The organism is Paenibacillus silagei, from assembly GCF_017874735.1.
Taxonomy (GTDB): Bacteria; Bacillota; Bacilli; order Paenibacillales; family Paenibacillaceae; genus Paenibacillus_AQ; species Paenibacillus_AQ silagei.
Genome location: NZ_JAGGLV010000001.1, coordinates 545,272 through 558,689 on the forward strand (window position 1 = coordinate 545,272; position 13,418 = coordinate 558,689).

14 protein-coding genes are annotated in these 13,418 nt (G+C 55.4%); 10 read left to right on the forward strand and 4 right to left on the reverse strand.

Translation table 11 applies throughout. From position 1 onward, the window contains the following. Positions 1–212: 212 nt before the first annotated feature. From J2Z70_RS02270 to J2Z70_RS02315, 10 genes are all read left to right on the forward strand, one after another. Positions 213–470 carry a GlsB/YeaQ/YmgE family stress response membrane protein gene (locus J2Z70_RS02270; RefSeq protein ID WP_209868851.1) on the forward strand — a complete coding sequence of 86 codons (258 nt, stop codon included), beginning with the start codon at positions 213–215 and terminating at the stop codon, positions 468–470. Between the two features lie 132 nt (positions 471–602). Beyond that, on the forward strand, positions 603–1,319 hold the full coding sequence (locus tag J2Z70_RS02275; protein ID WP_209868853.1) for a lantibiotic protection ABC transporter ATP-binding protein: 717 nt from the start codon (positions 603–605) through the stop codon (positions 1,317–1,319). Continuing rightward, positions 1,312–2,040 carry a lantibiotic immunity ABC transporter MutE/EpiE family permease subunit gene (locus tag J2Z70_RS02280; RefSeq protein WP_209868854.1) on the forward strand — a complete coding sequence of 243 codons (729 nt, stop codon included), beginning with the start codon at positions 1,312–1,314 and terminating at the stop codon, positions 2,038–2,040. Before J2Z70_RS02275 ends, J2Z70_RS02280 begins: the two co-directional genes overlap by 8 nt. Before the next feature lies 1 nt (position 2,041). Further along, positions 2,042–2,800, forward strand: coding sequence for a lantibiotic immunity ABC transporter MutG family permease subunit (locus tag J2Z70_RS02285; protein ID WP_209868856.1), 759 nt, complete (start codon positions 2,042–2,044; stop codon positions 2,798–2,800). 33 nt (positions 2,801–2,833) lie between these two features. Further along, the gene (locus tag J2Z70_RS02290) at positions 2,834–3,496 is read left to right on the forward strand and encodes a response regulator transcription factor (RefSeq protein ID WP_209868858.1); all 663 of its coding nucleotides are present in this window, start codon (positions 2,834–2,836) and stop codon (positions 3,494–3,496) included. Further along, entirely contained in the window at positions 3,493–4,884 is a 1,392-nt protein-coding gene (locus tag J2Z70_RS33830) for a sensor histidine kinase (RefSeq protein WP_209868860.1), read from the forward strand. Before J2Z70_RS02290 ends, J2Z70_RS33830 begins: the two co-directional genes overlap by 4 nt. A gap of 129 nt (positions 4,885–5,013) precedes the next feature. After that, positions 5,014–5,652: a response regulator transcription factor gene (locus J2Z70_RS02300; RefSeq protein ID WP_209868862.1), complete on the forward strand. Its 639-nt coding sequence runs from the start codon at positions 5,014–5,016 to the stop codon at positions 5,650–5,652. Beyond that, a complete protein-coding gene (locus J2Z70_RS02305) occupies positions 5,649–6,998 on the forward strand; it encodes a sensor histidine kinase (RefSeq protein WP_209868864.1) in 1,350 nt (449 codons plus the stop codon). Before J2Z70_RS02300 ends, J2Z70_RS02305 begins: the two co-directional genes overlap by 4 nt. 163 nt (positions 6,999–7,161) lie before the next feature. Continuing rightward, complete coding sequence (locus J2Z70_RS02310; RefSeq protein ID WP_209868865.1) at positions 7,162–8,112, forward strand: hypothetical protein; 951 nt, start codon at positions 7,162–7,164, stop codon at positions 8,110–8,112. 33 nt (positions 8,113–8,145) lie between these two features. Then, positions 8,146–9,777 (forward strand): S-layer homology domain-containing protein, encoded by a 1,632-nt coding sequence (locus J2Z70_RS02315; protein ID WP_209868866.1) that lies wholly within the window; start codon positions 8,146–8,148, stop codon positions 9,775–9,777. Positions 9,778–9,907: 130 nt separating this feature from the next. On the opposite strand, the gene J2Z70_RS02320 is transcribed toward J2Z70_RS02315, so the two are convergent. The 4 genes from J2Z70_RS02320 to pnuC form a co-directional block, all read right to left on the reverse strand. Continuing rightward, positions 9,908–10,348 (reverse strand): DUF6097 family protein, encoded by a 441-nt coding sequence (locus tag J2Z70_RS02320; protein ID WP_209868868.1) that lies wholly within the window; start codon positions 10,346–10,348, stop codon positions 9,908–9,910. 148 nt (positions 10,349–10,496) lie between these two features. After that, entirely contained in the window at positions 10,497–11,390 is an 894-nt protein-coding gene (locus tag J2Z70_RS02325; protein ID WP_209868870.1) for an NUDIX domain-containing protein, read from the reverse strand. A gap of 26 nt (positions 11,391–11,416) precedes the next feature. Further along, positions 11,417–12,427, reverse strand: coding sequence for an AAA family ATPase (locus tag J2Z70_RS02330; RefSeq protein WP_209868872.1), 1,011 nt, complete (start codon positions 12,425–12,427; stop codon positions 11,417–11,419). After that, entirely contained in the window at positions 12,424–13,107 is a 684-nt protein-coding gene (pnuC, locus tag J2Z70_RS02335) for a nicotinamide riboside transporter PnuC (protein WP_245367908.1), read from the reverse strand. The genes J2Z70_RS02330 and pnuC overlap by 4 nt, the downstream gene beginning before the upstream one ends. Positions 13,108–13,418: the final 311 nt, after the last annotated feature.

Below are 13,418 nucleotides of genomic sequence, written 5' to 3' on the forward strand. Positions count from 1 at the left end.
ATCACCTGTTATCACTGCCCGTGAACCCGTCGCCAGCCCATTGTGTTCGGTTTCTCGCATACATTCGGTCCACGCACCCTGGTGTACCCGGAGCCTTTGCTGTTGCCGGACCGCTAGCTATATCCTTTCCAAAAATAAACCTTCGGCAGGCGGTTCACCTATCGCATTTTCCAACATACCTTGAATAAACCAACTAGAAAGGGGACAAATCAATGTATCTGCTCTGGGTAATCATCGTAGGGGGACTCATCGGCTGGCTAAGCGGCAATCTAATCGGGCGTGATGTTCCGGGAGGCGTACTGGGCAATGTAATCGCCGGGTTCATCGGTTCCTGGCTGGGCTCCGAGCTGCTTGGTCCAAGAGGCCCTGTAGTAGGTGGCTTCCACATTGCTCCGGCCATTATCGGCTCCATCGTTGCGCTATTGATCTTCTTTGCCCTGGCCCGCGGCGGCGCCTTCCGGCGTCGTTAATCCTTCCCGCCGGCTGCTGCAAAGTCAACACAGAGCCCCTCCTGTTCAACCAGGCAGGGGCTCTGCCATGTCATCCTTACAGAATCCTTAGAATCTGCCCTTAGAGTAGAGGGAGAGAAAGGATGATATACTATGCAGGAACATATTCTGGAAATACAGGATCTATGTAAAAGCTTCAAACGCCAGACAGCCGTAAACAACGTATCGTTAACTGTTGCACGTAATTCGGTCTACGGGCTGCTCGGTCCGAACGGTGCAGGCAAATCGACCCTGCTCAAAATGATTACCGGCATGCTGCGGCCCGATTCCGGGACAATCCGCTTCCAGGGCCAGGAATGGACCCGGAAGGACTTAAGCCGGATCGGCGTATTAATTGAAGCACCTCCGCTGTACGATAATCTGACCGCCCGGGAGAATCTGAAGGTACGCACGCTGGCCCTCGGACTGCCGCAGTCGCGTATCGAAGAGGTGCTTGCCGTTGTCGATCTGACCGCAACCCGGAAGAAGCGGGCCGGACAATTCTCCATGGGGATGAAGCAGCGGCTCGGCATCGCCATTGCGCTCCTCAACCAGCCGGAGCTGCTGATTCTGGACGAGCCGACGAACGGGCTGGACCCGATCGGGATTCAGGAGCTGCGGGAGCTGATCCGCTCCTTCCCGCAGCAGGGAATCACCGTCATCCTGTCCAGCCACCTGCTCTCCGAGGTGGAGCAGACAGCCGACCATATTGGCATCATTGCGGGCGGCGTACTGGGCTATCAGGATCCAATCTCCCCGGGCCAGGACCTGGAGGCGTTGTTCATGCAGGTTGCTGCGGCCCACCGGAGGGACGGTGCGGTTCATGCTTAATGTCATACAGGCCGAACGCCTGAAATGGCGGCGGACCTTCATTCCCAAGCTGACTTGGCTTGCCCCGGCGGTTGCGCTTCTGCTGTGTGCGGTGCTCATGGGCGGCAGCCTGTTCCAGAGCGGCTCCTACAACTGGTGGTACACCCTGTTCCTGCCCGGTGCGCTGAGCCTGGCCTGTTCGCTGGCGCTGCTCAAGGATGCCAAGCTGAAATACCGCAGCCTGCTGGCCCTGCCCTTTACACCGGGTACGCTCTGGACCAGCAAAATCCTTGCCTGCACCGGCTGGCTGCTCACAACTCTAGCTGTGTTCCTGATCGGCGTGACCGCCGGGGGCCTGCTGTTCGGCCAGTCCATTCCACTGTGGAACGGCCTGGCGGGCAGCGTGCTGATCTTCCTCACCTTCCTGTGGCAGATTCCGCTGTGCCTGTTCCTGGCTGCCCGATTCGGCTTATTCGCAGCGATTCTGCTGAACCTGTTCGGCACCGTACTGGGTGTAGTCGAATTTGACAGGGGCGGCTTGTGGGATTACATTCCGTATACCATTACCTTCAGGCTCATGTGTCCGGTGCTGTCCATCCTGCCGAATGGCCTGCCGGTCCCGGCAGACAGCCCGCTGCGCAGCACGGATATGATTCTTCCGGGTACCCTGGTCTCCCTTGGATGGTTCGCGCTCCTGTTCCTGCTGACCACCCTATGGTTCCGTAAACAGGAGGCGAAGTAGCATGAGTACATTGCCGGGTCTGCTCAGAGCTGATCTGCTCAAAACACGGCGCACCCCGTTTCTCCTGACCCATCTGCTGACTCCGCTGATCGGGGCTGCCCTATTCATGGCTTACTATTCCATTTCCTCTGCCAGCGAAGGGGTTAAGGTGATGGCGTTCATACAGGCGGTCGCCTGTGCGTTTCCTACCCTCATCGGGCTGCTCTGTGCGATGGCAGCAGAGCAGGAGGCCGCCGCCGGAGGATTCCAGGGAATGCTGGCCTTGCCTGCGGCAAGAAGCACCACCTATGCAAGCAAGCTGCTGCTCCTGCTGGGCTCCAGCCTGGGGGCTGTCCTGCTGATCTTTGTCCTGTTCAGCCTGGGCTTTGCCGGAATGCTGGGGCAGGACCGGCACGGCATACTCTTTTATCTGACCGGGGCCGTGATCCTGTTCGCAAGCAACATCCTGCTCTATCTGGTTCACTTCGCTGTCAGCCTGCGGTTCGGCCGGGGCGTCTCCATCGGCATAGGAATCACGGGGAGCCTGCTCGCCGCCCTGATGCTGACTGGTCTTGGCGATATCCTGTGGCCGTATATCCCCTTCGCCTGGGGCGGACGTTTCCTCTCCCTGCTGGAAATTCAGCATTCGGGACTCCGGCTGCCCCGGGCTGAAACGGGACTGGCCAGCGGCATATCCATCTGTACAGGAGCAACAATAGCCGCTGGCCTCCTCAGTATGTTATGGTTCAACAAATGGGAGGGCCGCTCTGCGGATAACTAGCCTCCTAATCTGTAAATGAAGGAAACAATGACTATGGCCAAAATACTTGTGGTAGACGACGAACCCGCTATCCTCTCCCTGATTCATAACGCGCTGAGCACAGACCAGCATCTGGTGACCACCATTTCCAATCCGGCGGAGGTGCACAGCACCGATCTGGGGGCATATAATTTGATTCTGCTGGATGTGATGATGCCGGGAGTGGATGGCTTCACGCTCTGCCGGGAGATCCGCACGGCGGTGGATTGTCCCATTCTTTTTTTGACGGCAAAGACGCTGGAAAGTGACCTGATGTACGGACTCGGACTGGGGGCGGATGACTATATTACGAAGCCCTTCGGCATCGGCGCGCTGCGCGCGCGGATTCAGGCCCATCTCCGGCGGGAAGGCCGGGAGCGGCGCAATATGCTGTACCTGGATCCCGTGCGCCTGAACCTCTCCGGTAAGGAGCTGTATATACGCGAGAATAAGGTTCCGCTGACCAAAAGCGAATATGAAATCTGCGAATTCCTGGCCCGCCACCGCGGACAGGTCTTCTCCAAGGACCATATCTATGAAGGGGTCTTCGGGATGGACGGGGACAGTGACAGCAGTGCGATTACCGAGCATATCAAAAATATCCGCGCTAAGCTGGCCCGGCACGGGCTGGAGGCCATAGAAACCATCTGGGGGATCGGATACAAGTGGAAGCTGTGAAACAACGTAAAGCCGTGCGACTGCGTACTTTTTTCCTAAAATACCTGCTGCTGCTTAGTCTGGGCACCATTCTGCTGCTGGGAGGACTGCTCGGTGTATTCGCGCTGGCGTTCGCCCGGGGGGCGCTGCTGCCTGCCAACTATGAGGAGAAGGCAATTGCCCAGTTCAAGCAGCAGTTAGCTGCTGATGTAACAGATACGGTTCCCCGGGTCCCCGACCGGCTGAACTACACCGTATTCACCTTGGACGGGAAGCCGCTGGCCGGCAACCTGACGGCTAAGGAGGCGGAGCAAGCCTGGAGAATAATCCGGGAGGGGAACAACAGAAGCGCCTACTACTATACCACCGCCGAGCATGGGCAGGAGCTATGGATCTTCCGCTATGTCCTGACACCGCAGTATGCTTCTCCAGTGCTGCGCAGCGCGCTGCCGAATCCCCAGCTCCTGGGCCCCTTGCTCTTCGTGCTCGGATTCCTCGTGATGGCCGCCCTGCTCGCGGCCCGGTTCGGCCGGAAGCTCTCGGAGCGGATGGCCGGACTGCAGGAAGCGACCGAGAACATCCGGCGCGAGAATCTGGAGTTCGCCGTCCATCCCAGCGGCATTGTGGAGATTGATGAGGTACTGGGCTCGCTGGACCGGATGAAGGATGCCCTGCAGACTTCACTGGAGAAGCAGTGGGAGCTGGAGCGCTCCCGCAGAGAGCAGATCTCCGCGCTGGCCCACGACATCAAGACGCCGCTGACCATTATCCGGGGCAACGCCGAGCTGCTGCAGGAGATTGTAGAGACGGAGCCGCAGCGTGAATACAGCGGCTATATCCGCCGCAGCGCTGAAGACATTGAAGCCTTCGTGCAGGAAGTCATTGATCTGTCCAACCAGCAGGCCGGCTCCTCCCGCCAGAAGGTGCTGGTCCCGGCAGCAGAGATCATAGCTGAGCTGGAGCTGCAGATGAATGCCCTCAAGGCAGGCAGGAACCTGAAGACCTCTATCCGGCAGGAGAAGCTGCCGGAATACCTGTTCATTCACAAGGAGCTGCTGCTGCGGGGCATGATGAACGTGATTACCAATGCCGCCGAGCATACCCCGCCCGGGGGCAGCATTGCCCTGCTTGTCCAGAGCGGGCCGGATGCGGTTCAGTTCACGGTTACCGACACCGGCAGCGGCTTCTCGGCGGCCGACCTCCGGGAGGCCACCAGCCAGTTCTACCGGGGCGACCCGAGCCGCAGCTCCGGGAATCATCACGGAATGGGGCTCTATATTGCACGCTCTGTGGCCGAGCAGCACGGAGGCTCGCTGAGCCTCAGCAACGACTCCATCTCCGGCGGCGCCAAAGTCACGATGCGCATTGCCAATCCGGAGCGTCTGATTACCCCGTCTGCGACTTCATAGAAATCTTCATCTCAAGCGGTTTTTGTGATTATTTTAATAGACAAATCCACTCAATTCACTGTTACGTTCCTTCTCTATCCGTAGTAGAATGAAGAGGTACCGCTAATCTTCTGCTCAAAGGAGAAGTCTATGGAGATCCAAATTCTGATTGTTGAAGATGATGCGGTATGGAGAAGCATGCTCGCCCGGTTCCTGAATAGCGAACCCGGTCTGCAGGTTATTCACACTACAGCTACCAAAGAAGAGGCGCTCGCCTTTTGTACAAGCCATACAGTAGATGTGGTGCTGATGGATCTCAACCTGACGGAGCATCATCTGGACGGCCTCCAGGCTACGCTGGAGCTGAGCCTGACGGGCAACGAGGCCCGGGTGATTGTACTCACCTCCCTTGCGGATGAGCGGACGATTCTGGATGCTTTTACGGCCGGTGCCATTCAATATGTAAGTAAATCGGATTTCCGCCTCATCCCGGGCACGATCCGGGAAGCGATGCGCTCCCGTTCTCCCCAGTCTGTTCTGGTCAGGGAATTCCTGCGGCTCAAAGAAGCCGAACAATATAACCGCCTGACGTTAGCCGAGAAGGAAATTATCTCGCTTAGCGAAGCAGGCAACGGCAGACAGGCCATGATGCGCTCGCTCCGCAAATCGGAAGGGACGCTGAAGAATCAAATTACCAGTATACTCCGCAAATTCAACTCCAAATCCCTGAAGGAGGTCGTCCGGGCTATCAAGAGCAGAGGATTAACCGACAGAGAGCTTGAGCTATGATCCCCGCCTTGTTCATAACTCTGTTAGTAGCTTCGGTGGTTCTCTGGCTCAATTCGGGCAACGCCTCGTTCCGCTGGTTCAGTATTGCTCTGTTTGCGTCCAGCAGCAGCATTATCACCTATCTGCTTAGCGCAGCCTATCCGCAGACCAAGTACGATGTATGGATTAATACACTATATGCCGTTTCCGATGCTACAATTGCCTATACGTTCGGCATGTTTGGTGCTGTATATTCGGATTTGCTGCACAGGCGGCAGCGGCGGATGTACGGCTTTATTCTTATCATTGCGGCGTTAGCGGGAATTGCTGCTACCCCGCTCACGCCCGGCCGGCTCATCAATTACAGCGGCAGAAATGAATTGCCTATGCTGCTGTTCATCGGCTGTGCGTTAGGAATCAGCGCCGTGCTGCTTATTCTGGCGAATCTCCGTGAGAAGCACCCGTTCAAGCGCCGCGAGCGGATGCTGACGAACATGCTGGCGCTGCCGGTGATGATGTATATTATAGTGAGCTATGCCTTTTATATGCGGGGGATTGACCTGTTTCAATTCAACCACCTCGTTAGCATAGGCTTCCTGTCCGTGTTCCTGCTGATCGGTCTGACAAGGGGCATCCTTGGAGTCCGGTTCAAGGTGGAGATGCTGAAGATAGACGCGTCCCTGCACACCTTGAAGGGAGGCTCCCATCTGCTGAACCATACCATTAAGAATGAGATCGGCAAAATAGACATCCTGCTCCATCAGATCCGGCGGGAGCTTCAGAGCGGTGAGCAGACTGGCGGCGGCCACCGGGAAACTCTCGGAATGGTCGCTTCGGCTGCCGAATCCATCGGCCATGTGCAAAATATGATGGGCAAGATCAACGAGTCCGTACAAGCCATTGACATTCAGGCTCAGACAATGAATCCTGCGCCTGTATTAGAATCTTGTCTTGCAGCCTTTGCAAGGGTAGCTCCGCCGGAGATTCACCTCCATCATTCCCTGCATCCCGTCCAGGACGTATACTTCGATCCCCTTCATCTGAAGGAGATGCTGACCAATCTGCTGAACAATGCGGCCGAGGCCATAGAGCATCAAGGAGCGATTACCGTCCGGTTGTCGGAGACCTCCCGGGAAGCGGTCATCTCCATTCAGGATAGCGGCAAAGGGATTCCGCAGACGGCACTCCCGTATATCTTCGATCCCTTCTACTCCACCAAGAAGATGACCGCTCATTATGGTCTGGGCCTGTATTACTGCAAGAATGTGATGATGAAGCTTGACGGCTCCATCCGTGTAGAGAGTGAACCGGGGCAGGGCACCTGCTTTTACCTGTATCTCCGAAAAATAAAGCGCTCCTCCATATAACGAATTCCTCTGCCCGTAGGTCCTATAAAAGATAGGCGTTACGGGCTTTTTTTGCCCAATGATACAATGAATTATATCGAAATATAGGGAATCGCGTCGAATGATGTCATTTCACTGCGAACCCGGTTCATTCTATTCATGTACAAAAAGGGGAGTTGCGAAAATGCAAGAACTGAAGAAAACACGCAAGAAGCTGTACATCAGCGCGGCTGTATCCGCTTGTCTGGTGCTTGGCGCAGTTCCATCCGCTTATGCCGGACCCGGCAGTCTGCTGGACAACAGGATCGGTAATGAGCTTGAGGCAGAATTCAACGTAACGGCAGTAAATGCCGAGGATACCGTTGTTCTATCCTGGGATTCTTCAGCTCTGAAGCTGGACAAGAAGGCCTATGATCTGACCAAGGATACTTCCAAGGAGATTGAATACTTCATCAGTCCTGGCGCGGAGAATGACGACAATCTGAAGGTCAGCGTACTGCTGGAGATTCCAACCGCCGCTGCGGGTGCCGTAGAGCTGGACAACCGCCCAGAATCTTTTGTGGAAGGCAACTATACCTATTACTACATTGATAAAGGCCTCGAAGTCAATGTCGGCGATGCTGCGGATTCCAATGAATTCGATATTACCTTCAAGGCTGTATCCCCGCAGAACGCTCCGTTTACAGCCAAGCTGCTCGCTGTTAAAGAGGTGAAGCCGGCGCAGAAGACAACCTTTAGCGGAAATCTGCAAGAGCCGAATCCTTATCAGCATAGAGATATGATCATGTACCTGAGTTCAGCGCCGGCAACAGCCGCTTCAACGGGTACGTTCGTTATTAATATCGGTGAAATGACTCCGAATTTCAGCGATGGCCAGTATGATGGATTCCTGTATACCGATAAAAAAGGCATCCCGCTGCTGGCAGAATATTATGATGCAGCCGCCCACACCTTCACGATTCCGGTAGAATTGGCAGCAGGCGATTCCTTAGAGGTATTCCGGCTGAACTACCCTACGTATTCTCTGACACCTAATTCACAGATGACAGCGAAGTTCGACCAGGACGGCGAAGAAACCGTCTATACGTTCAGCGATGAAGTGAAGGTAACCTACAACACGACCATGATTCCCTAACGAATGGAATGACACAGGATTGGAATGGTGATCATGAAAAAAGCAAGGATTGTACTCTATACCGTCTCCCTGTTCCTCATCCTGCTTGCCTGCACGACTGCGGTATTAGCGTCTGAGGGCAACCGCCCTCCATCCGGGCTGGCGAATGTCGTCTCTAATGAACTGGAGATGGCATTCACGGTTACGCAGCCAGAAGTTAAACCTACAACTGCACCAGAAGCTACAACTGCACCTACTGCCACGCCAACTGCTTCACCTGAACCTGCCAGTACGCCTACAGCAACACCTCAACCTACGAGTGTGCCTACGGCTACACCTCAACCTTCAAGCGCACCGGACGCAGGTGCAGTAAGCCCAGGCGGAAGTGAGCTGCTGACGGTTATCGTCGACAATGGAGACGGCACTACGATCTCCGGCGCGGCGGTGCGGCGGACCAGAGATGCTGCCGGACGCATTACCGACCAGGTGACCTTTGATGCGCAGCAGGCCGCCGCAAGTGTGGCGGGCGCCAAGGCTGCCGGACGGAATGCGGCAAGAATCGTCATCCCGGACGCCGAGGATAAGGTGTCCGAGCTGAGGCTGCAGATTCCGGCAGCGGCTCTGGATGTACTATTCAAGGGCGGTCTGGAGCTGGAGATTTACTCGGATAATGCGGCAATTACGATTCCCAATGCATCGTTATCCGGGATCACGGAGGACCTGTACTTCCGGCTTGTGCCGATCAAGGATGCGGCACAGCGCGCTGAAGTTGAGGAGCGGGCCAGAGTGGAACGTGTGGTCAGGGAAGCCGTGAGCGGCGAGGAGGTTCAGGTTGTCGCACGCCCGATGACCATCGAGACTAATCTGAGCAGCCGGGCTGTTGAAATCACGCTGCCGCTTAAGGGGGTTCAGCTGCCTGCAGACGGTAGAGAGCGGACGGCCTTCCTGGCTAAGCTGGCTGTCTTCATCGAGCATAGCGACGGCGACCGCGAATTGATCAGACCTGATTTCGTCCAGTACAAGCAGGGATTATCCGGCCTGTCCTTCGGCATCAACAAATTCAGTACGTTTACGATTCTCAAGCTGGAAGGCCTCGGGGCCGCTGCCCGGCATGATGCCTATATTCTGGGCTATCCGGACGGGACGTTCCGGCCTGAACGGGAAATTACCCGTGGAGAGCTGGCCGCAATCCTTCAGCGGCTGAAGGCGGAAGGGGCGGCTCCGAAGGCCCCTGCTGCTGCGGCACTGGCCGATATTACCGGCAGACGCTGGTCTGATGCGGCGGTGCAATACGCAGCAGCGGCCGGTCTGATCCAAGGTTACCCGGATGGAACCTTCAAGTCAGAGGCTGCTGTCAGCAGAGCCGAATTTGCCGCTATTGCCAGCCGCTGGCTGAACCTGCCGGCCGGCGATGGTTCAACCTTCGCAGATACGGCTACGCACTGGGCGGGTACGGAGATCGGAGCGCTTCTGCAGAAGAAGCTCATAACCGGTTACCCTGACGGTACCTTCCGTCCAAACCAGCCGCTGACACGTGCGGAAGCCGTTACGATCATCAATACTATTCTGCAGCGGAACAGCGAGAGCTGGAGCAAGTCTTCCTGGAGTGATGTGCCGGCTGCACATTGGGCCTTCCAGGCCATTCAGGAAGCTTCCGCAGCGCATGAGTATGCGGGCAAACCGTAATATTTAAAAAGATGTAGTCACAACAAATAGAGAAGCATCTCTTCCGTACGTTGAGGAAATGCTTCTCTATTTATGTTCGGTAACACAAGATTTTTTATCCGGATGAAAACAAGAATTAGGCCGTTTATGCTCAGGCGGCATGCATCCCCAGCTTTCTTTTCAGCTCCGGGTAGATTTGGCCGTACAGCTTCCGCCGCAGTACCGAATGGTACAAGGCCAGCACCAGCGTCACCACGATCAGCGCGGCAGGTACGATATACAGCACCGGATGATCCACGAAATAGCCGAACACATCATAACCCCGGTTAATATACCTGCCGTAGATCGCGGCGATGGCAACCACCAGCAGCACCGGCAGGGCGAACAGACCGGACAGGATGTTGACCTTCTTCATCTTTTTGTAGGTGGATTGAAACGCGCTCTCACCCTGGGCTTCTTCGAGCAGCATGACCTGCTTATCGAAGGAGTCGCTTTTGCGCACCGGCATCTTGGATTGTGTAATGTAGTTGTGCAGCACATCCAGCTCGTGGCTGAATTCCATTGTTCTTAATATTGCTCTTCCTGCGTTCATTGATGGTTCCTCCTGTAGTTTATCAGTATGGGATCGCCGTGACTCCAGAGAAGTTTTGGGCTTCCGGCCGCTGTTGTCCCCAGATTTCTTGATTTAAACTGCTGTTCGCAGTAGAAATCAATATATAATTCTATCTCCAATATTGGACTTAGGCTTCTCCCCAGTTCCGCTGGTACAAGCGGCGGGAGGGTGTGTGTTCCGTATGCTCTGTGTACAGGTTGGTCGCGGTTATAAGCGCAGCCACCTTGTCCAGGAAGACCGCCTTCGGCAACTCCTGGCCAAGAATCACCTCGTAGACCTGCTGCAACTCGGCCAGGGTGAATTGCTCAGGCATTAAGAGCAGCGCGATTCCGGTTCTTTCCGTCTCCTGACGCAGCCGTTCAATGGCATAGGCAATGATCTTGGCGTGATCAAAAGCCAGTCCGTCATTGGACAAGACGGCATATTGCACCGATCTGGCCGACGGTGTCACCGTCACCGTCTGTTCGATCACTGCTGCCAGCTCCTGCCCGCCCGCTTCCAGCCGAAGCTCATAGGTACATGTGCGGATGCAGCCTTGCTCCAGCAGCTCTTTGTGCTCCTGCCGGAGCTGGTAGCGTACCTTGAACCAGGCCGCAGCCTCGGCATCATCCCCTGCCTCTAATTGGATACGGCGGCTGTTGACCAGCGCCATATAGCTGCTGCTGATCACCCAGGTACGGGGATCGCGCCCGGGGTCAGAGAAGGTGCGAAGCTGCTCCAGATATACACCTGTAACACCGGTCTCCTCCTCCAGCTCGCGTGCGGCCGCCTGATCCGTGGTCTCGTCCGGCTGGACGAAGCCGCCCGGCAGCGCCCACTTTCCCAAGCAAGGATGCCCGCCTCTGCGGATCAGCAGGAGGTGCAGCTCCTTCGCCGTAGCCCCGGGTTCATAGTCTGCCGCTGTATCCGTGGCGGTGAAGATCACCATATCCGCCGCCACGGAAGGCCGTTCATAGTCCCCGGCCCGGTACTGCTCCAGGAATTCACGCTCTGTAAGTCCGTTAGCATCTCTCAATTCCACATTCTCCGCCTCCTTATGTCTCTGGTTCAATGCTCCAGCTCTCCGAAATAATTCCCGTACGGCTTGAATTTTGCCAGTACACTGTCTACCTTGCTTATACGTTCCTTAAGCGTGCCCCTAAGGGTTATATAGGGAATCCGCCTCTCCTTCAGATCTGCGATAATCTGCTGGTGGAACACATGCCGCTTCTGATCCCCGCTGCGGTCCCACGTATCGTCATACGGAATATCATCGTCGCACAGGAAGAACATGTCATAGCGCTGCGCGTTCTCCAGGGCCAGCCGGGTCAGCAGCTCAGGTGCCTTCCCATGGTAATCCAGCGCATACATATAGGTGGTAATCGCATTCGTATCGACGAATAAATACCTATTGGCGTCAAGCAGTGCCCGCTCTTCCTGCTCTAGATGCCCCACCGCGATCTCGTCAAAAGCCTCCAGCCCAATCCGGCGGTCCACCTGATGCTCCGTCCAGTAGTCCCGCCCGTATTCGCTGGCGAATACGGTGCCGTACCTTCGGGCAAGCGCTTCGGTGATCGTAGACTTGCCGGTAGACATCGCCCCTACAAATACGACCTTGGTAATTAGATCGCGGTACACTAGCCCGCTGACATAACCCCGGTATTGGTAAGGGTCCGAGCGGACCATCGTGGCCGATACCGGAACCTGCACCCTCGCCTCATCCACCCGCCGGTCAATAGCACCCAGCGCCAGACTCATATGCTCTCCATAGAATTCACTCGAATAAAAATGGGTCACCTGCTCGCCCTTCAGCAGCCCGAGAATATACTGCTCCTCCCGGATCTCATGCTCCCTGTCATCCGAGTATCCACCCGGGCCATCCCAGGCCTCGATGACCCGGACCGCAGGATAGAGCCTGAGAATCCAGTTCGCCCGGATCTGCAGCGGTACCGGAGAGACCTTGGTCTCATAGATCACCACAATCAGCTCGTCAACCTCCCGCAGCGCCGTCTCGAACATGAACTGGTGCCCTTTATGCAGCGGGGCGAACTTCCCGAGTGTTAATCCAAGTGTTTTCATGACAGCGCCTCCCTAGCCCCTTTGTTCCAGTTGTAGTAGCCGTAGACCGCATTGATCAGATAGGCGCTCCACATGACAATCATCAGCAGACCCTCCCCGCTGCCTTCCAGCGTCCGGATCACCCAGAGCAGCACGGTGAACATATTCAGCACAATATAGACCAGCCACTGCTCCTTGAAACGACGCACCATCAGAATCGTTGCCACTACCGATAACACGGTAGTCAGGGCGTCGATGTAAGGTGAATTCTGCGCGGGAATGAACGATAAGCCGAAGCCCAGCAGCAGCGCTCCCGCCACACAGACTGCAACGGTGAGCAGGATGCCCCTCGTTTCCATTTGGCGTATGGACAGCTTGCCGCCGTGCATGTTTCTTTTCCACATATAAAAGCCTACAATATTCATGGGCACAAAGAATAACAGATTCAGCATAACCTCGCCGAATAATCCGTTGATATAGGCCAAATAAGCATATCCGAACGTATTATACATCCCGAATCCATAGCTCGCCAGCTTCCCCTTCGCCGTCAGCACCACGCATAGTACCCCGGTGATGAAGACCGTGAACCCGAAGAGCGAATCCTTGGACATCACCGTAAAAACAACCGCGATCAGCGTAAATATCACCAGCCAGGCGAGTTCAAACCCGCTCCAGTTGCCGGGTGCCTTCTTCATGCTCATCCCTCCGCTTCCTCTGTATCCTGCAAAACAAATTACTTATTAACTAATTGATAATTACATTTTGTTAATATCAAGATAACAGAATTTATAACGGGATGCAAGCCCGATTTTCCACAACCTATGAGCTAACAGTCTTCGGCCGCCTGCTGAGAACCAATCATTTGGAGGATTAGATAACGGCGGTATTAGGAAGCTATTAAAACCTCCTTCACACGTACAAGTCAGCCTATAAGCTGGCTGTTTTTGACGCCCTTCTACTTTTCTTCCATTTGTTGTTGCCTAAACCTCTTTATGCAAATATGATAGATTCA